The 17,888-nt window shown below is 42.1% G+C and carries 18 protein-coding genes and 1 other annotated feature; of the genes, 14 read left to right on the forward strand and 4 right to left on the reverse strand.

Annotated elements, in window-relative coordinates; genetic code table 11:
* Positions 1-53 precede the first annotated feature (53 nt).
* Positions 54-1,204 (forward strand): IS3 family transposase gene (locus M1D84_RS05870; RefSeq protein ID WP_149125941.1). Its coding sequence is split into 2 segments (ribosomal slippage): positions 54-327 and positions 327-1,204, totalling 1,152 coding nucleotides; the frame shifts between segments, so codons are not numbered across the junction.
* A 63-nt stretch (positions 1,205-1,267) separates the two neighbouring features.
* Here the strand turns inward: M1D84_RS05870 and M1D84_RS05875 are convergent.
* Positions 1,268-2,047, reverse strand: a complete 780-nt coding sequence (locus M1D84_RS05875; RefSeq protein WP_024426132.1) for an HAD family hydrolase — start codon at positions 2,045-2,047, stop codon at positions 1,268-1,270.
* Positions 2,048-2,223: 176 nt separating this feature from the next.
* Here M1D84_RS05875 and M1D84_RS05880 point away from each other — a divergent pair, with 176 nt between their 5' ends.
* The 8 genes from M1D84_RS05880 (at position 2,224) to M1D84_RS05915 (ending at position 7,799) form a co-directional block, all read left to right on the forward strand.
* Entirely contained in the window at positions 2,224-3,981 is a 1,758-nt protein-coding gene (locus tag M1D84_RS05880; RefSeq protein WP_257803011.1) for a sensor histidine kinase, read from the forward strand.
* Complete coding sequence (locus M1D84_RS05885; protein WP_024425717.1) at positions 3,978-4,715, forward strand: LytR/AlgR family response regulator transcription factor; 738 nt, start codon at positions 3,978-3,980, stop codon at positions 4,713-4,715. The genes M1D84_RS05880 and M1D84_RS05885 overlap by 4 nt, the downstream gene beginning before the upstream one ends.
* Positions 4,716-4,852: 137 nt before the next feature.
* On the forward strand, positions 4,853-5,296 hold the full coding sequence (gene lrgA, locus M1D84_RS05890; RefSeq protein ID WP_024425718.1) for an antiholin-like murein hydrolase modulator LrgA: 444 nt from the start codon (positions 4,853-4,855) through the stop codon (positions 5,294-5,296).
* A 14-nt stretch (positions 5,297-5,310) separates the two neighbouring features.
* A complete protein-coding gene (gene lrgB, locus M1D84_RS05895; protein ID WP_024425719.1) occupies positions 5,311-6,006 on the forward strand; it encodes an antiholin-like protein LrgB in 696 nt (231 codons plus the stop codon).
* Positions 6,007-6,134: 128 nt separating this feature from the next.
* Positions 6,135-6,266 (forward strand) — a sequence feature (ribosomal protein L20 leader region).
* A gap of 71 nt (positions 6,267-6,337) precedes the next feature.
* A complete protein-coding gene (gene infC, locus M1D84_RS05900) occupies positions 6,338-6,853 on the forward strand; it encodes a translation initiation factor IF-3 (RefSeq protein WP_024425720.1) in 516 nt (171 codons plus the stop codon).
* A 24-nt stretch (positions 6,854-6,877) separates the two neighbouring features.
* On the forward strand, positions 6,878-7,078 hold the full coding sequence (rpmI, locus tag M1D84_RS05905; protein ID WP_003216324.1) for a 50S ribosomal protein L35: 201 nt from the start codon (positions 6,878-6,880) through the stop codon (positions 7,076-7,078).
* 31 nt (positions 7,079-7,109) lie between these two features.
* Complete coding sequence (gene rplT, locus M1D84_RS05910) at positions 7,110-7,469, forward strand: 50S ribosomal protein L20 (protein WP_007501659.1); 360 nt, start codon at positions 7,110-7,112, stop codon at positions 7,467-7,469.
* Between the two features lie 63 nt (positions 7,470-7,532).
* The gene (locus M1D84_RS05915; protein WP_024426128.1) at positions 7,533-7,799 is read left to right on the forward strand and encodes a DUF1294 domain-containing protein; all 267 of its coding nucleotides are present in this window, start codon (positions 7,533-7,535) and stop codon (positions 7,797-7,799) included.
* Positions 7,800-7,816: 17 nt separating this feature from the next.
* On the opposite strand, the gene M1D84_RS05920 is transcribed toward M1D84_RS05915, so the two are convergent.
* Positions 7,817-8,221 carry a hypothetical protein gene (locus M1D84_RS05920; protein WP_024426127.1) on the reverse strand — a complete coding sequence of 135 codons (405 nt, stop codon included), beginning with the start codon at positions 8,219-8,221 and terminating at the stop codon, positions 7,817-7,819.
* 179 nt (positions 8,222-8,400) lie between these two features.
* Here M1D84_RS05920 and M1D84_RS05925 point away from each other — a divergent pair, with 179 nt between their 5' ends.
* Together M1D84_RS05925 and cstA are read left to right on the forward strand one after the other, a co-directional pair.
* Positions 8,401-9,489, forward strand: a complete 1,089-nt coding sequence (locus M1D84_RS05925) for a M42 family metallopeptidase (protein WP_024425723.1) — start codon at positions 8,401-8,403, stop codon at positions 9,487-9,489.
* Positions 9,490-9,833: 344 nt separating this feature from the next.
* Entirely contained in the window at positions 9,834-11,630 is a 1,797-nt protein-coding gene (cstA, locus tag M1D84_RS05930; protein WP_024425724.1) for a carbon starvation protein CstA, read from the forward strand.
* A 41-nt stretch (positions 11,631-11,671) separates the two neighbouring features.
* Here cstA and sspI read toward each other — a convergent pair whose 3' ends face one another.
* Positions 11,672-11,893, reverse strand: a complete 222-nt coding sequence (sspI, locus tag M1D84_RS05935) for a small acid-soluble spore protein SspI (RefSeq protein ID WP_024425725.1) — start codon at positions 11,891-11,893, stop codon at positions 11,672-11,674.
* A gap of 113 nt (positions 11,894-12,006) precedes the next feature.
* Between sspI and M1D84_RS05940 the strand changes: the two genes are divergently transcribed.
* The 3 genes from M1D84_RS05940 to pheT all read left to right on the forward strand — a co-directional run bounded on the left by M1D84_RS05940 (position 12,007) and on the right by pheT (position 16,591).
* Complete coding sequence (locus M1D84_RS05940) at positions 12,007-12,750, forward strand: TrmH family RNA methyltransferase (protein WP_024425726.1); 744 nt, start codon at positions 12,007-12,009, stop codon at positions 12,748-12,750.
* 376 nt (positions 12,751-13,126) lie between these two features.
* The gene (gene pheS, locus M1D84_RS05945) at positions 13,127-14,161 is read left to right on the forward strand and encodes a phenylalanine--tRNA ligase subunit alpha (RefSeq protein WP_024425727.1); all 1,035 of its coding nucleotides are present in this window, start codon (positions 13,127-13,129) and stop codon (positions 14,159-14,161) included.
* Between the two features lie 15 nt (positions 14,162-14,176).
* A complete protein-coding gene (gene pheT / locus M1D84_RS05950) occupies positions 14,177-16,591 on the forward strand; it encodes a phenylalanine--tRNA ligase subunit beta (protein WP_024425728.1) in 2,415 nt (804 codons plus the stop codon).
* Positions 16,592-16,655: 64 nt separating this feature from the next.
* Here the strand turns inward: pheT and M1D84_RS05955 are convergent.
* A protein-coding gene (locus M1D84_RS05955) for an IS3 family transposase (RefSeq protein WP_206534229.1) occupies positions 16,656-17,806 on the reverse strand; the annotation gives its coding sequence in 2 pieces (ribosomal slippage) (positions 16,656-17,533 and positions 17,533-17,806; 1,152 coding nt in all).
* Positions 17,807-17,888: the final 82 nt, after the last annotated feature.

Here is a 17,888-nt window from a genome sequence, read left to right on the forward strand (position 1 = left end):
AGTTTGAAAACGGATCGTTGTGATCCGAAATAAAACATGGAGGTGTTTTTTCTATGGGGACAAGAGTGAGTTATCCGGTTGAAGTCAAACAGAAGGCTGTAGAAATGAGATTGGCAGGCGTATCAATGAAAGAGATCTTGCGGGAATTGAATATCAAAAATAAAACGCAGGTTCAGACATGGGTGAGGTGGCATAAGGCTGGGGATACACACCGGTTCGAACAGCCTGTTGGAAAACAATATACCCATAGAAAGGGTCCCGAGTACTCTTCCGAATTAGAGAGACTGCAGGCAGAAAATCGCTATCTGAGTCAACAGAATGAAGTTTTAAAAAAGTACAACGAATTGGAAAGGAAGTTGATAAGGAAACGTCAATTAAACTGGTAGAAGAATTGTGCAAAACAATGACAGTACAGGACATCTGTGTCCATTTAGGCGTCTCACGCGCTTCGTACTATAGATGGAAAAAGAATCTGAATCAGAATCATTCTAAAAGACAACTAGAGAAACAAATCGGCACGTTGTGCCGAGAGCACAAGTATCGGTATGGATACCGAAAAATCACAGCCTTACTAAAAGTGAGAATGCTTATTAACCATAAAACTGTTCAACGTATCATGCAGAAAAACCAGTGGCAGTGCCGGGTTAAAATGAAAAAGCGTAAGAAAAATGGGCAGCCCTATGCTGTGGCTGGTAATATACTGGATCGGAACTTTCAGTCTGATCGCCCTCTTGAAAAACTAGTAACGGACATCACGTATTTGCCTTATGGACAGAAACAATTGTACCTTTCCAGTATATTGGATTTATATAATGGAGAAGTGATTGCGTTTACGATTGGTGATAAGCAGGACACAGACTTTATTTTAAACACACTTGATCAGCTCCCAGCACTGCCTGAAAACTGTGTGTTACATAGCGACCAAGGTTCTGTGTATACATCTTACGAGTATCAGAAAGCTGTTCATATAAAAGGCATTACCATGAGCATGTCCCGTAAAGGGACGCCCGCTGATAATGCCTCCATCGAATCGTTTCATTCCTCGCTAAAGTCTGAAACGTTCTATCTTAACAGCATTGATCGAACTACGACCACCATCGTAGAACGCACTGTCAAAGAATACATTTATTATTATAACAACATTCGTATTCAAACAAAACTAAACAACCAATCACCGATCAACTATCGGCAATTGGCTGTATAAAGGTGTTTTGATCCCTGTCTCAAAAACGGGGGTCAGTCCCCAGGAGAAGGGTGTTTTTTTGTTCTATTTTAATATATCAAACAATTCATGTAAGTCTTTGATTTCATAATCAGGCGTCACATCTGTTTCATTTTTCTTGCCATGGCGATTGATCCAAACGGTTTGGATGCCAACGCGAGATGCGCCGAGAATATCTGTTTTCGGATTATCTCCAACCATGATCACTTCGTCTTTTGTTAAGTTTAACAGCTGAAGGCAGTGCTCAAAGATACCCGGGTCAGGTTTGCCTTTCCCGTAATCTCCTGAAATCACGATTTCGTTAAAATAAGGTGCAAGCTCAGGAACACCTGCCAGTTTCTCCTTTTGAAGGCTAGGATCTCCGTTTGTTAAAAGGAGCAATTCGTAGCTGCCTTTCAGGCGGTTTAAAACAGGGTATGTTTCTTCATAGACATATGGGCGTTTTCTGCGTTCTGCTGCAAAGAAATCAGCCAAATATTGTCCAAATGCCTCATCGTCAATTCCCGCTGTCTTTAAGCCGTTGGTCCAAGCGTTTTTACGATACTCTGGTGCAATGGCGTTCAGCTTTTGAAAGCCTTCGCTAATCGGTTCACTAAAATTGGACCACAGTCCTTCGAAAGGATTAATGCCGATCATGACAGTATAATCATATGTTTCATAGGAAGAGTACAGCTTTCTTGCTTCTTCACGTACAATCTGTTCAAACGATTCTGGATCAAGTCCATATTTCTTTTCCGCTTCCCGGCAAGTTTCTTGAAAAGTTGTATGAATGCTTTTTTCATCCCAAAGCAAAGTATCATCTAAATCGAAAAATACGGCTTTCATGATCTTCTCCCTTGTTATGTATGTGTTACCTTCAATTGCAAGTGACAGGCTCATGTTCATTTTACAATAGAAGAAGAGGGCAATAAAGAAAAGATTTGAGAGATATTTGATCATTGACCGCACATGATAGAATAGAAAGACAATAGATATGACATACATCATTTGAGGTGGCCGGTTTGCTTCATTTAATTATCATGATGATCGAGCGTGTGGGGATCATCGTTATTTTAGGATTTGTGCTTGCCCATGTGAAGGGCTTTCGCAATCTATTGCTACATAATCAAGGATTTAGGAAAAAGGCAATCCTAGTCTTCATTTTTGCTTCTTTTAGTATGATCAGCAATTACACAGGAATTGAAATCCAGCAGCAAATTGTCATGAATCATGAGTTTTCTTATCATCTTGGCTCGTCCAGCTCTATCGCCAATACGAGAATTATGGGGATCGAAATGGGTGGCTTGATCGGGGGGCCGTTTGTAGGGATTGGTGCAGGGCTTTTAGCTGGAATCCATCGCTATACCCTAGGAGGAAGCACCGCGCTCAGCTGTGCGATTTCTTCCATTTTAGCGGGTGTCATTGCAGGCTATGTCGGCAGCAGATTTAAGCGGAGAAATCGAATGGTCACACCTCGCCAAGCAGCTCTTTTTGGTGTAGCGATGGAATCATTACAGATGATCATTATCCTTCTGTTTGCAAGGCCATTTGCGGATGCATGGGGGCTTGTCAGTATCATCGCTTTGCCGATGATCTTCGTAAATGGAATCGGCAGCTTTATCTTTTTATCTATTTTACAGTCAGTCATTCGGCAAGAAGAGCAGGCAAAAGCGATGCAGACACATCGAGTATTTTCGATCGCCGATCAAACACTGCCTTTTTTCCGCCAAGGGTTAAATGAACAGTCATGTAAAAGTGTGGCGGAGATCATTCATCGGTTGACTGAAACAGATGCGGTCTCCTTAACAGACACAGAAAAGATTTTAGCGCATGTCGGAGATGGAGCAGATCATCATATTCCATCTAAAAGCTTGATTACGGGGCTGTCGAAACAAGTATTGATGAGCGGCAAGATTATGAAGGCACATTCGAAGGACGAAATCAATTGTTCAGTCGCCCATTGCCCTCTTGAAGCCGCAATCGTGCTGCCGCTCACTTCTAACGGTCAAACGATTGGAACGTTAAAAATGTATTTCAATTCTCCGGTCGGATTAAGCAGGGTGGAAGAGGAGCTTGCAGAAGGTTTGGCGATGCTGTTTTCCACACAGCTTGAGCTTGGGGAGGCGGAAACTCAAAGCCGCCTGCTAAAAGATGCAGAAATTAAAGCACTTCAAGCACAAGTGAACCCGCACTTTTTATTTAACGCCATTAATACCATCTCTGTTTTATGCAGAACCAATGTGGAGATGGCAAGGAAGCTGCTGCTGCAGCTAAGTATTTATTTTCGTTCAAATATGCAAGGTGCTCGCCAGCTGCTGATTCCAATGCATAAAGAGATTCAGCATGTGGAGGCATATTTATCACTCGAACAAGCAAGGTTTCCAAATAAGTACCATGTGACCTTTCAAATTGAAAAGGAGCTGGAGCAGGTGATGATTCCGCCCTTTGTGCTTCAGGTGCTTGTTGAAAACGCAGTGAGACATGCTTTTCCTAAACATCAAACGAATTGTGAAGTCATCGTATCCGCTTTGATGAAAGATGGGCATGTTTATATGAAAGTGACAGATAATGGACAGGGGATTGAAGATGATAAGATGGCTCAGCTATTAAAAGCGCCTGTCAAATCACTAGAAGGAACAGGGACGGCCCTTTTTAATTTAGATCAGCGGTTAAGAGGAATTTTTGGCAGACAAGCCGCTTTATCCATTCATAGTGACCAAGGCACTGACATCTCATTTCGCATTCCGATGGACTATGTAAAAAAGGATGATTCTCGTTGATGAAAGTATTAATCGTAGATGATGAAGTGTTAGCAAGAGATGAATTAAAATACTTATTACGAAGAACGAAAGAGGATGTTCAAATAGAGGAAGCAGAAAATATAGAATCTGCTTTTGACCGGATGGTCGACCATAAGCCGGATCTGCTCTTTTTAGACATTGATTTATCTGGTGAGAACGGATTTGATATTGCCAAAAGGCTCAACCGGATGTCTGATCCGCCAGCGGTTGTATTTGCGACAGCCTTTGATCAATATGCGCTGAAGGCGTTTGAGGTAAGTGCGCTTGATTACTTAACAAAACCATTTGATGAAGAGCGGCTGCTCCAGACCATCCAGAAGTTTAAAAAATGGAAATCTGTTGAGACGCAAGAGCACCAGCTGTCAGATGAGAAAGCGCCCCGCCAGCAAAAATTAGCGATCTCAGTCGATGACTCAATTGTGATCCTGCAAGTTGAAGAGATCATGTATGTAGGACTCAGCGAGGGGAAAAAGGTCGTGAAAACAAAGAATCACATGTATGAGGTCTCAGAACCGCTTGTGGTCATTGAAAAGAAACTTCCTGAGGCATACTTTATGAGGGTTCATCGCAGCTATATCGTGAATACCTCTCATATGAAAGAAGTACAGCCGTGGTTTAATTCGACGTATAATCTGCATATGACAGACGGTTCCATCATTCCTGTCAGCCGTACATATGCGAAAGAATTAAAGAAGTCGCTCCTGCTAGAGTAGGAGGGCTTTTTTTGTTTGTATTTCAATACTCGTTTTTTGCATTTCAGTCATTGAATCCAGCGAGTTTTATTGTAAACGCTTCATTCATTTATTTCATGCCCTATACTGAGGGCAGTCGAAGAAAGAGGTGAAGGGGCATGAGTGCCACGAAAGTATATGGATTTCTATCTCAAGCATTTATTTTTGCAACCGTAATGTTCGTTTCTAATCTCATTTCAATGTATTTACCGATTCCGATGCCCGCATCCGTCATTGGTTTGGTTCTATTATTTGTTTTGTTAACAACGAAAATCGTCAAACTAGAGCAGGTGGAGCAATTAGGTACATCATTGACAGGACTCATTAGCTTTCTATTTGTTCCCTCTGGGATCTCCGTTATTCAATCATTAGGTGTCATGCAAGAAGTAGGTGTGCAAGTCGTCGGTGTCATTATCATTGCAACCATTATGCTACTTGCAGCGACAGGGCTGTTTTCGCAGCTTCTCATGCAATTATCAGAAAGACCGCAGAAACGTAAAGAGACAAAGGAGAGTAAATCTGCTCCTTCTCATTCAAATAAACCAGCTTCAAGTACGCATTAAAGGAGAGATGCAAAATGGGTACAAGTACGATGAGCCCTTATTTTGGCATTGTCGTCTCATTGGTCGCTTTTGGAATAGGGACATTCTTATTTAAAAAATCAAAAGGCTTTTTCTTGTTCACCCCGCTGTTTGTGGCGATGGTACTAGGCATTTTATTTTTGAAAGTTGGCGGTTTTTCCTACGCAGATTATAATGAGGGCGGCAAGATTATCAAATTTTTCTTAGAGCCTGCCACGATTGCTTTCGCTATCCCGCTTTATAAGCAGCGAGCCTTGCTTAAAAAATATTGGTGGCAAATTTTATCTGCTATTTTTGTAGGTTCACTTTGTTCTATTACGATCGTATATCTCGTAGCAAAAGGAATTCATTTAGATGCGGCTGTGATGAAAAGCATGCTTCCACAAGCAGCGACAACAGCGATTGCTCTTCCAATTGCAAAGGATATTGGCGGAATCGCAGATATCACAGCCTTTGCGGTCATATTTAACGCAGTCATTGTCTATGCACTAGGTGCTTTCTTCTTAAAATTGTTTCGCATTAAAAACCCAGTGGCAAAAGGTCTTGCACTTGGTACTTCAGGACATGCGCTTGGGGTTTCTGTTGGAATTGAGATGGGAGAAGTAGAAGCAGCGATGGCAAGTATCGCCGTTGTAGTCGTAGGAGTTGTGACCGTTATCGTCATCCCAATCTTTATGCAGTTGATTCTTTGATGCCGTCATGGTGTGAAAAAGTCTTGCCCAATTCGTCTCATCATGTTAAACTGAAAAAGTTGTTTCAAGAGTTCGGTTACTTGACGGACAAATGAAAATTGTGTAGAATAGTTAACGAATTGAATAGATATCACAAGCAGAAGCACCCGCTTCTCACCTGATTGACACATGTTTGTAGTTGACAGGTTGACCGTACATTTATTTTTTCATGCAAATGTTCGCAGTGTGGGTGTTTTATATGCCCACACTTTTTGTTTGCCTGTAAAACATACAACGAAATGGTCAAAATGAATTGTGAACTCAATTCAAAATCTCATGGAGGTGGCTCACTATTAGCAAAGATCAATTAGTTAATGAAGGTATTCGTGCGCGTGAAGTTCGTTTGATCGGACAAAATGGCGATCAGCTTGGGATTAAAACCCGCCAGGAAGCTCTGGAAATTGCTGCTAAAGCTAATCTTGACCTTGTGTTAGTTGCTGCAAATGCAAAACCACCTGTTTGCCGAATCATGGACTATGGTAAGTTCCGATTCGAACAGCAGAAGAAGGAAAAAGAGGCACGTAAGAATCAAAAAATCATTAGCTTAAAAGAAGTTCGGTTGAGCCCGACAATCGATGAACATGATTTTAACACGAAGCTCCGTAATGCAATCAAATTCCTTGAAAAGGGAGATAAAGTGAAAGCTTCTATCCGTTTTAAAGGCCGTGCGATTACGCATAAAGAAATCGGACAGCGCGTGTTAGACCGTTTCTCTGAAGCTTGCGCTGAAGTAGCAACAGTAGAAACAAAACCTAAGATGGACGGACGCAGCATGTTCCTCATGCTTGCACCAAAAGTCGAAAAGTAAAGTAACAGAGGGAGGAAACATCCAATGCCAAAAATGAAAACTCACCGCGGATCTGCTAAACGTTTCAAAAAAACAGGTTCTGGTAAACTTAAACGTTCTCATGCGTACACAAGTCACTTGTTCGCTAACAAATCTACAAAGCAAAAACGTAAATTGCGTAAGAGCGCAATCGTAAGTGCTGGAGATTTCAAACGTATCAAACAACAACTTGCAAACATCAAGTAATTTGGAATAGGAATCATAGGAGGGAATTACAATGCCAAGAGTAAAAGGCGGAACTGTGTCGCGTCAGCGTCGTAAAAAGGTTCTTAAATTAGCAAAAGGTTATTTCGGTTCAAAACATAGATTATACAAAGTAGCAAACCAACAGGTGATGAAATCTGGAAACTACGCTTTCCGTGACCGTCGTCAGAAAAAACGTGACTTCCGTAAACTATGGATCACTCGTATCAACGCTGCAGCTCGTATGAACGGTCTTTCTTACAGCCGTTTAATGCATGGCTTAAAGCTTTCTGGTATCGAAGTAAACCGCAAAATGCTTGCTGACCTTGCTGTGAATGACCTAAATGCATTCAATCAGCTTGCTGATGCTGCAAAAGCACAACTAGACAAGTAAGTTTTATAAAAGATCATTCCTTCGAGGGGTGATCTTTTTTTCTCATCATGTGAGGTGAAATGAATGAATATGGCTTTGATCCTGCTGCTTATTTTAGTGAATGGCTACGGCTTTTTTCTCATGGGTGAGGACAAACGCCGGGCCAAAGCACATAAATGGAGAATTTCAGAGGCGCATTTATGGAGTGCTGCGGTTCTTTTTGGCGCTGCCGGATCGTATCTAGGAATGCAGTATTTCCGGCATAAAACAAAGCATCCCGCCTTTCAAATCGGCATGCCTGTATTAATTATTTTGCAGTTGATTCTATTGGGATATATCCAAGTTATTTGAAAAAGGAGCAGACGCCATTAGGACGGCGTGTCTGCTCCTTTTTTTTGTTTGATTTTTTTAATAGGCTGATCCCAATCAATTTTTGTTTGAGGATAACGCTCGATTATGTTTTCCTCCAGTTTTTCAAAGTCTTCTAATGTAAATTCACTCAGCTTCTCAGGTGACTCCGTCCAAACGTAAATGGAGTGGACAAACAGAGGATGATCCTTAGAAGGAACATGCTTCTCCCCTTCAAACAAGACACCTTTATAGACGAAATTAAAATTTTTGCGCGCATTTTGCTGTTCGTCCATAAAATAAAAGCCTTCTTTTAATTGTGCTTGTTTCAGCTTTCTTCTCGGATTTGAGAAGAATTTTACCGCCATGTAGAAGATGTAGACAAGCAGTGCAACAAGAGCTAGTCTCATGAGGATTACAAACATGACAGGATGCACCTCCAATACCGTTATCTGATGTACTACGAATGAAATCGCCAAAAGGTTTCAACTTTTTTTAAAAAAATATTTCGTAAAACGAAAAAATATTCATAAAAAGATCGTATTGAACGAAAGAGGTTTTGTATAATAAGAATGCACCATGAAGATAAAGGAGGATAAATGGAATGACAAAGCTCGATCAAACATTAACTATGCTGAAAGACCTAACGGATGCAAAAGGGATTCCAGGAAATGAACGTGATGTCAAAAAAGTCATGCAGACATACATAGAATCATATGCAGATGAAGTCTCTACAGACCGCCTTGGCAGCTTGATCGCTAAAAAGGAAGGAAACGCAAACGGACCTAAAATTATGCTCGCTGGTCACTTAGATGAAGTAGGATTCATGGTGACAAAAATTGATGACAAAGGCTACATTCGTTTTCAAACAGTCGGCGGCTGGTGGTCACAAGTCATGCTCGCCCAGCGTGTCACCATTGTGACGAAAAAGGGAGAGATCACAGGGGTAATTGGTTCAAAGCCACCACACGTCTTGTCACCTGAAGCTCGTAAAAAGTCAATTGAGATTACGGATATGTTTATTGATATTGGGGCGTCAAGCAAAGAACAGGCAATGGAGTGGGGCGTGCTGCCTGGAGATCAAATCGTTCCTTACTTTGAGTTTACAGTCATGAATGATGAAAAAATGCTCCTTGCAAAAGCATGGGACAACCGCATTGGCTGTGCAGTGGCCATTGATGTCATGAAAAACTTACACAATGCTCAGCATGAGAATATTGCTTACAGCGTCGCAACTGTCCAAGAGGAAGTAGGCCTGCGCGGAGCCAAAACAGCAGCGGCTACAATTCAGCCCGATATTGGATTTGCCATTGATGTAGGTGTAGCAGGAGATACACCAGGCATCACTGAGAAAGAAGCAACTAGCAAACTTGGCAAAGGCCCAACGATTGTTGTATTTGATGCTTCAATGGTCTCTCATAAAGGACTTCGTGATTTTGTTGTCCAAACAGCTGATGAGCTGAACATTCCTTATCAATATGACTCAATGCCTGGCGGCGGGACAGATGCTGGCGGTATTCATTTAACAGGTCATGGAGTTCCATCACTATCTATCGGGATTCCGAGCAGATATATTCATACCCATGCTGCAATGATTCACCGAGATGATTATGAAAATGCAGTGAAGCTTTTAACAGAAGTGATCAAAAGACTTGATCAAAAAACCGTTGAACAGATTACGTACGGTTCTTAAGTAAGAATGCCTTTCCTCAGTACAGGGGAAAGGCTTTTTTTATTGAATTTCCCAGGAAATGAACGGTGTGTTCAAGTTGAGCCAAAAGAACTGTTTTTGGTAAAAGGAGAGAGTGTTTCCTAGTGAATAAGGCACATGTGATCGAGCGTTTATTTTTGTAAGATGAAAGCAATAAAAAGGACAGAGCTAGAATGCCCTGTCAAAAGAGAGTTTATGGAAGTAGGTGAAGCTACCTTAAGAATAAACACATTATTCTTATTTGTCAACTTGGTTTTAAAAGAAAGAAAAATCAATCAATTTATGTTATATTTGTAACAAATTGTTTATACAAAGGGGATGGTTAAATGAATGCGGTTACAATTGTAATAGGATCTATGTGTATTTTAGCGATTGCCTATCGTCTTTATGGCACATTTATGATGGTCAAGGTATTAAAGGTCACAGATGATCATCCTACACCGGCTCACACGCTAGAGGACGGGAAAGATTATGTGCCGACAAATAAATGGGTCACATTTGGGCATCACTTTGCTGCGATTGCAGCTGCTGGCCCGTTAGTGGGTCCGATTTTAGCCGCTCAATTTGGATATTTACCTGGTCTCCTTTGGCTTTTAATTGGTGCAGTCATAGGCGGAGCTGTACATGATCTAGTCGTCTTATTTGCGTCGATGCGAAAAAAGGGGAAATCATTATCAGAGGTAGCGAAGGAAGAGCTGGGACCTGTTGCCGGGTTTTGTACAGGGCTTGCGATGCTGTTTATTATTACCATCACAATGGCAGGTTTGTCTATGGTTGTGCTTCATGCTTTAGAACGTAACCCTTGGGGGACATTTGCAGTTGGAATCACGATTCCGATTGCAATGGGGGTTGGTCTGTATTATAAAAAAACAGGCAATTTAAAGCTGGCGACATCTGCGGGATTTATTTTGCTGATGTTTGGTGTATTCCTTGGGCCAAATATTCAAGGAACAGCACTCGGTGATTTTTTAACACTTGATACAAAAACGCTTGCTCTTGCCCTGCCGATCTATGCCTTTTTTGCTGCGGCTCTGCCAGTTTGGCTGCTGCTTGCACCGAGGGACTATTTAAGTAGTTTTATGAAAATTGGTGTATTCATTGCGCTGATTGCCGGAATCTTTGTCGTGAATCCGTCCATTCAATTCCCGGCGTTTACAGAGTTTGTGAATGGAGGAGGACCTGTATTAGCTGGTCCTGTCTGGCCATTTATTTCGATTACCATTGCTTGCGGTGCCATTTCTGGTTTCCACGCATTTGTTGGTTCAGGGACAACACCTAAGATGCTGGACCGATGGAGTGATATGAAGCCTGTTGCGTTTGGCGCAATGCTAGTGGAATGCTTAGTTGGGATTATGGCTTTAATTGCGGCTACTGCTCTGCATCCAGGGGATTATTTTGCGATAAACAGTACGCCAGAAGTGTTCCGTACACTCGGTATGAGTGTCGAAAACCTTCCGCAGTTGAGTAAGGAAATCGGCCTGGACTTAGAAGGAAGAACGGGTGGTGCCGTGACATTGGCTGTAGGGATGGCGTATATCTTTACGGGGATTCCGTTCTTTAGTCATTTGGCTTCTTACTTCTTCCAGTTCGTCATTATGTTTGAGGCTGTATTTATTTTAACTGCTATTGATGCGGGGACACGTGTGGCACGCTATTTGATTCAAGACTTCTTAGGTGAAGCATATAAACCGCTTAAACGAACTGACTGGGTACCTGGTTCGGTGTTTGCAAGTGCGCTTGCTTGTTTTATGTGGGGATACTTACTTTACTCAGGGGACATTGGCTCTATTTGGGCGCTGTTTGGGGTTTCAAACCAGTTAATGGCTTCGGTTGGGTTAATCATTGGGGCAACTGTTGTATTAAAAATTGCAGATAAAAGGCGATATATGCTCACTTGTTTAATTCCGCTTGCTTACTTATATGTGACGGTGAATTATGCAGGCTATTGGATGGTAGCAAATGTCTATCTCAATCCTGAAGCATCTGGCTACAGCGTGCTGAATGCGGTGCTTTCGATCATCATGCTGATCTTAGGATTTGTCATTATTGTGTTTGCGATTAAAAAATGGGTTGAAATCTGGCGTGATCCAGCGCTTCGAATGGAAACACCTATCACTGGCTAAATGAAAAAGCCGGCTTGCTTTTATAAGCAAACCGGCTTCTTTTATTGCTGCTGTTGAGGTTTTAAGCCTTGTTCTAATGTTTCAAGGATCTCATTTTTCTCGTTTTCTGATGCTTCTTGCCATAGCACTTCGAACAACACGCCAAGGCCTGGCAGCATTTTTTCCTCGCCGCTTTGAATAGCATCTAAAATCGTATGTTCAAGCTGCTCTTGATTATGGCCAGTAATGTTTTGAATGACTGCGCCTCTTAAATTAAAATCCATTGCCCACACTCCTTTTTTGATGGTAATAGCCCTATTCTGTCTCAAAGACAGGTTTATTATGTAGTGTGCATGAGATATAATAAATTCATGATAATTAAAGGAGTTAACGTCGCTTGAAATATATAGAATCAGCTAAAAACACAAACATTAAACAGTGGAAAAAGCTCCATACGAAAAAAGAACGAACGAAAACGGGGCTGTTTCTCGTTGAGGGAATACATTTAGTCGAAGAAGCACTAAAGAGCGGGGTCGTGAAGGAATTAATGGTCACCTCGCCCGATATGCTTCCTTCTCATATCCAGCCAGACATTGAGCTTTATGAACTGAGCGAAGAGGCCTTTTCTGCCATGACAGAAACAGAAACGCCTCAGCACATTGCCGCAGTCTGTACAGTTCCTGTTTTTGAAGAAAAGAAGGTTGAACGGCTTCTTTTATTAGACGCAGTGCAGGACCCGGGGAATTTAGGCACACTCATTCGAACAGCAGATGCCGCTGGTCTTGATGCTGTGATCTTAGGAGAAGGAACAGTTGATGCGTTTAACGGAAAAACGCTCCGTTCGGCACAAGGGTCTCATTTTCACCTGCCTATCTTAAAGCAAACCCTTCAACAGGCGATCACGGAGCTGAAAGAACGAGGCATACCTGTATACGGAAGTGCCTTAAAAAATGCGAAAGAGTATAAAAGCGTAACGGCAGAAGGTCCGTTTGCATTAATTGTTGGAAATGAAGGAGCTGGTATTGACCCAGACATTCTGCAAATGACAGATCAAAATTTATATGTACCAATGTATGGGCAGGCAGAATCATTAAATGTAGCTGTTGCAGCCGCTGTTCTTGTTTATCATTTGCGTGGATAATGTTGCAACATGCGTTTATTTTCACTATAATAAAACTAATATTTTAAAAACCATGATAGAGGAAGATTGTTTCAAGAAGCGGCCTTTTAGGGAGAATGCATCGTAGACTGAAAGTGCATTTAAGGAATGCTGAAACAGGAATTCACCTCTGGAGTTGTCACCGGGACCGCAGGTTTTGCGTAAAGGTGAACCGGATTCGTTTGATTCCGTTATGTCAATGAAGCTTATTCGCACATGCATTTGTGCTTAACAAGGGTGGTACCGCGACCACAACTCGTCCCTTCTTTTATGGAGGAACGAGTTTTTTTATTGTCTTCAAACGATCAAACAGCCGTTTATCCGAGCGGTTTTGTATATCAAAAGGAGGATTACACTCATGCAAGAAACGTTAAAACAGCTTGAAACAGAGGCGTTAGCAAAGGTTGAAGCAGCCAGCTCGCTCAAAGAGGTCAATGACATTCGTGTTCAATATTTAGGGAAAAAAGGACCGATTACAGAAGTACTTCGCGGAATGGGCAAGCTTTCCGCAGAAGAAAGACCGAAAATGGGGGCACTCGCAAACGAAGTAAGAGAGCAGATTGCTAGTGCCATTGCTGAAAAAAATGAACAGCTGGAAGCAGAAGAAGTGAAGAATAAACTTGCCTCTCAAACGATCGATGTTACTTTGCCGGCAAGTCCAATCAAAATGGGAGCAAGACATCCATTAACGATAGTTGTCGAAGACATTGAAGATTTATTTATCGGAATGGGCTATACCGTTGAGGAAGGTCCTGAGGTGGAAACGGATTATTATAACTTTGAAGCGCTGAATCTTCCAAAGGAGCATCCGGCACGTGATATGCAGGACAGCTTCTATATTACCGAAGATACACTGATGAGAACACAAACATCACCAGTACAAGCACGTACACTTGAGAAATATAACGGACAAGGTCCTGTGAAGATCATCTGTCCTGGGAAAGTATATAGACGTGACAGTGATGACGCGACTCATTCACATCAATTTATGCAAATTGAAGGGCTTGTCGTCGATCACAATATTAGCATGAGTGATCTAAAAGGAACGCTGGAGACAGTCGCAAGAAAAATGTTTGGGGAAGATCGTGAAATTAGACTGCGTCCAAGCTTTTTCCCATTCACAGAACCATCTGTCGAAGTCGATGTGTCTTGCTTTAAATGCGGCGGGAAGGGCTGCTCTGTATGTAAAGGAACAGGCTGGATTGAGATTTTAGGTGCAGGAATGGTTCATCCGAATGTCCTGAAAATGAGCGGATTTGATCCAGAAACTTACCAAGGCTTTGCTTTTGGAATGGGTGTGGAACGGATTGCAATGCTGAAATACGGCATTGATGATATTCGCCATTTCTACACAAATGACATTAGATTCACAAAGCAATTCAAGCAGGACTAAGAGGAGGAAATCAACATGTTTGTTTCATATAAATGGTTAGAAGACTATGTCGATTTAGAAGGCATCAAGCCGGCCGAATTAGCAGAAAAAATTACAAGAAGCGGAATTGAAGTGGAAGCCGTTGAATATAAAGGCGAAGGCATCAAAGGAGTTGTCGTTGGACACGTCATTGAGCGTGAACAGCATCCGAATGCGGATAAATTAAACAAATGTCTTGTTGATATCGGCGAAGACGCACCGGTGCAAATTATTTGCGGGGCGCCGAATGTGGAGAAAGGACAGTATGTGGCCGTCGCAACGGTTGGCGCAGTCCTTCCTGGCAACTTTAAAATTAAAAAAGCAAAGCTGCGCGGTGAAGAGTCTCATGGCATGATTTGTTCTCTGCAAGAATTAGGCGTAGAGAGCAAGCTCGTACCAAAGGAATATGCAGAAGGGATTTTTGTTTTCCCGAATGACGTGAAACCAGGGGATGATGCCCTCCAAGCACTTCAATTAGATGATGCGGTGCTTGAGCTCGGCTTAACACCAAACCGTGCCGATGCCCTGAATATGCTGGGTGTGGCTTATGAGGTTGCCGCCATTTTAGGAAGAGACATCAAGCTTCCTGATACAGCACATGACACTTCTTCCGAAAAAGCAGCAGACTATATTTCTGTTAAAATTGAGGATCAAGAAGCGAATCCACTTTATGCAGCGAAGATCATTAAAAATGTAAAGGTTGGACCAGCACCGCTTTGGATGCAAACAAGATTGATGAATGCAGGCATCCGTCCAATTAACAACGTCGTGGATATTACAAACTTTGTACTGCTTGAATACGGCCAGCCGCTTCATGCCTTTGATTATGACCGCTTTGGTTCAAAGCAGGTGGTTGTACGTAAAGCGTCTGACAGCGAAATCATTCAAACACTCGATGAGCAGGAGCGTACATTATCATCAAAGCATCTTGTCATCACGAATGGAACGAAAGCGCACGCGGTAGCTGGCGTCATGGGCGGCTTTGAATCAGAGGTGCGTGATGAGACAACGACGATTCTTTTAGAAGCGGCATATTTCAACGGTCAAACAGTCCGTCAAGCATCTAGAGACTTAGGGCTTCGCAGTGAATCAAGCACACGATTTGAAAAAGGACTCGATCCGCAGCGTACGAAACCGGCAGCAGAAAGAGCAGCTCAATTGATCAGTATGTATGCAGGCGGTGAAGTGCTAAGTGGTACAGTTGAGGAAAATCACCTTGAAGCAAGTATGAATGTCATTCACGTATCAACTGAGCGTGTGAACAAGGTGCTTGGAATGAGCATTTCAAAAGAAGATATGATTCAGATTTTCAACAAACTAGGCTTTACAGTAGGCGAATCAAATGATGTTCTTGTCGTAACGGTTCCTTCCCGCAGAATGGATATTACGATTGAAGAAGACCTCATTGAAGAAGTTGCAAGATTATACGGCTACGATAATATTCCATCTACACTGCCTGCGACAGCCGGCACTGTTGGCGGTCTCACACCATACCAAGTAAAGCGGAGAAAGGTCAGACGTTTCTTAGAGGGCGCAGGACTTTCTCAAGCGATTACGTATTCATTGACGAATCAGCATAAGTCCACAGCTTTTGCCCTGCATCCAGCTTATAAAACGAGACTTTCTCTGCCAATGAGTGAGGAACGCAGTGTGCTAAGACAAAGTCTTCTGCCAAACTTACTTGATTCTGTAGCATATAACTTGGCAAGACAAGCTGATTCATTCGGATTTTATGAAACGGGCTCAGTTTTCTTAGCAGAAGCTGAAGGGGCAAAACCAGTGGAAAAAGAACATGTCGCTGGTGCGCTGACAGGCTTATGGCATAAGAATCTTTGGCAGGGCGAGAAAAAAGCTGTCGACTTTTATGTAGCGAAAGGAATTGCTGAAGGATTGTTTGAAAAGCTTGGTGTGTCAGACCAAATCACATATGTTCAAGCAGAGCGTGAGGGTCTTCACCCAGGGCGAACAGCAGATGTTCACTTAAATGGTCAAGTCATTGGCTTTGTTGCCGCCCTGCATCCAGTCGTTGAAAAAGAATTGGATCTAAAAGAAACGTATGTGTTCGAGTTTGATTTAACAGATGTGATGACGTCTGAAACGAAGGATATGAAATATACAGCGATTCCGAGATTCCCTGCTGTGACAAGAGATATTGCACTTGTTGTCGATCAGCATATCTCAAGCGGACAGCTGGAGCGTGTGATCTATGAAGCAGGCGGTCAATTACTCACAGACCTATCTGTATTTGATGTATATGAAGGGGAACATATGGAAGAAGGCAAAAAATCTGTGGCATTCTCTCTTCAATATTTAAACCCTGAACAAACGTTGACCGAGGAAGAAGTCACAGCTGTTCATACAAAAGTATTGAAAGCACTAGAAGATACGTATCAAGCCGTCTTACGCGGTTAAAGAAAAAAAGCTATGGCCTCATGGGGGACTGACCCCCGTTTTTGAGACAGGGATCAAAACACCTTTATACAGCCAATTGCCGATAGTTGATCGGTGATTGGTTGTTTAGTTTTGTTTGAATACGAATGTTGTTATAATAATAAATGTATTCTTTGACAGTGCGTTCTACGATGGTGGTCGTAGTTCGATCAATGCTGTTAAGATAGAACGTTTCAGACTTTAGCGAGGAATGAAACGATTCGATGGAGGCATTATCAGCGGGCGTCCCTTTACGGGACATGCTCATGGTAATGCCTTTTATATGAACAGCTTTCTGATACTCGTAAGATGTATACACAGAACCTTGGTCGCTATGTAACACACAGTTTTCAGGCAGTGCTGGGAGCTGATCAAGTGTGTTTAAAATAAAGTCTGTGTCCTGCTTATCACCAATCGTAAACGCAATCACTTCTCCATTATATAAATCCAATATACTGGAAAGGTACAATTGTTTCTGTCCATAAGGCAAATACGTGATGTCCGTTACTAGTTTTTCAAGAGGACGATCAGACTGAAAGTTCCGATCCAGTATATTACCGGCCACGGCATAGGGCTGCCCATTCTTCTTACGCTTTTTCATTTTAACCCGGCACTGCCACTGGTTTTTCTGCATGATACGTTGAACAGTTTTATGGTTAATACGCATTCTCACTTTTAGTAAGGCTGTGATTTTTCGGTATCCATATCGATACTTGTGCTCTCGGCACAACGTGCCGATTTGCTTCTCTAGTTGTTTTTTAGAATGATTCTGAGTCAGATCTTTTTTCCATCTATAGTACGAAGCGCGAGAGATGCTTAAATGGACACAAATGTCCTGTACTGTCATCATTTTGCACAATTCTTCTACTAGTTTGATTGACGTTTCCTTATCAACTTCCTTTCCAATTCGTTGTACTTTTTTAAAACTTCATTCTGTTGACTCAGATAGCGATTTTCTGCCTGCAGTCTCTCTAATTCGGAAGAGTACTCGGGACCCTTTCCATAGGTATATTGTTTTCCAACAGGCTGTTCGAACCGGTGTGTATCCCCAGCCTTATGCCACCTCACCCATGTCTGAACCTGCGTTTTATTTTTGATATTCAATTCCTGCATGATCTCTTTCATAGATACGCCTGCCAATCTCATGTCTACAGCCTTCTGCTTGACTTCAACCGGATAACTCACTCTTGTCCCCATAGAAAAAACACCTCCATGTTTTATTTCGGATTACAACGATCCGTTTTCAAACTTGAAGGTGTTTTTTATTTGTCTCATCTTA

This window comes from Bacillus sp. PK5-006, from assembly GCF_054161415.1.

What these genes read in the sequence shown, in the direction of transcription:
- lrgB (WP_024425719.1), top strand. Translation starts at nt 5,311, where the DNA reads ATGGGTACAAGTACGATGAGCCCTTATTTTGGCATTGTCGTCTCATTG.
- M1D84_RS05875 (WP_024426132.1), bottom strand. Translation starts at nt 2,047, where the DNA reads ATGAAAGCCGTATTTTTCGATTTAGATGATACTTTGCTTTGGGATGAA.
- M1D84_RS05920 (WP_024426127.1), bottom strand. Translation starts at nt 8,221, where the DNA reads ATGTTTGTAATCCTCATGAGACTAGCTCTTGTTGCACTGCTTGTCTAC.
- cstA (WP_024425724.1), top strand. Translation starts at nt 9,834, where the DNA reads ATGAATGCGGTTACAATTGTAATAGGATCTATGTGTATTTTAGCGATT.
- pheT (WP_024425728.1), top strand. Translation starts at nt 14,177, where the DNA reads ATGTTTGTTTCATATAAATGGTTAGAAGACTATGTCGATTTAGAAGGC.
- pheS (WP_024425727.1), top strand. Translation starts at nt 13,127, where the DNA reads ATGCAAGAAACGTTAAAACAGCTTGAAACAGAGGCGTTAGCAAAGGTT.
- lrgA (WP_024425718.1), top strand. Translation starts at nt 4,853, where the DNA reads ATGAGTGCCACGAAAGTATATGGATTTCTATCTCAAGCATTTATTTTT.
- rpmI (WP_003216324.1), top strand. Translation starts at nt 6,878, where the DNA reads ATGCCAAAAATGAAAACTCACCGCGGATCTGCTAAACGTTTCAAAAAA.
- M1D84_RS05925 (WP_024425723.1), top strand. Translation starts at nt 8,401, where the DNA reads ATGACAAAGCTCGATCAAACATTAACTATGCTGAAAGACCTAACGGAT.
- sspI (WP_024425725.1), bottom strand. Translation starts at nt 11,893, where the DNA reads ATGGATTTTAATTTAAGAGGCGCAGTCATTCAAAACATTACTGGCCAT.
- rplT (WP_007501659.1), top strand. Translation starts at nt 7,110, where the DNA reads ATGCCAAGAGTAAAAGGCGGAACTGTGTCGCGTCAGCGTCGTAAAAAG.
- M1D84_RS05915 (WP_024426128.1), top strand. Translation starts at nt 7,533, where the DNA reads ATGAATATGGCTTTGATCCTGCTGCTTATTTTAGTGAATGGCTACGGC.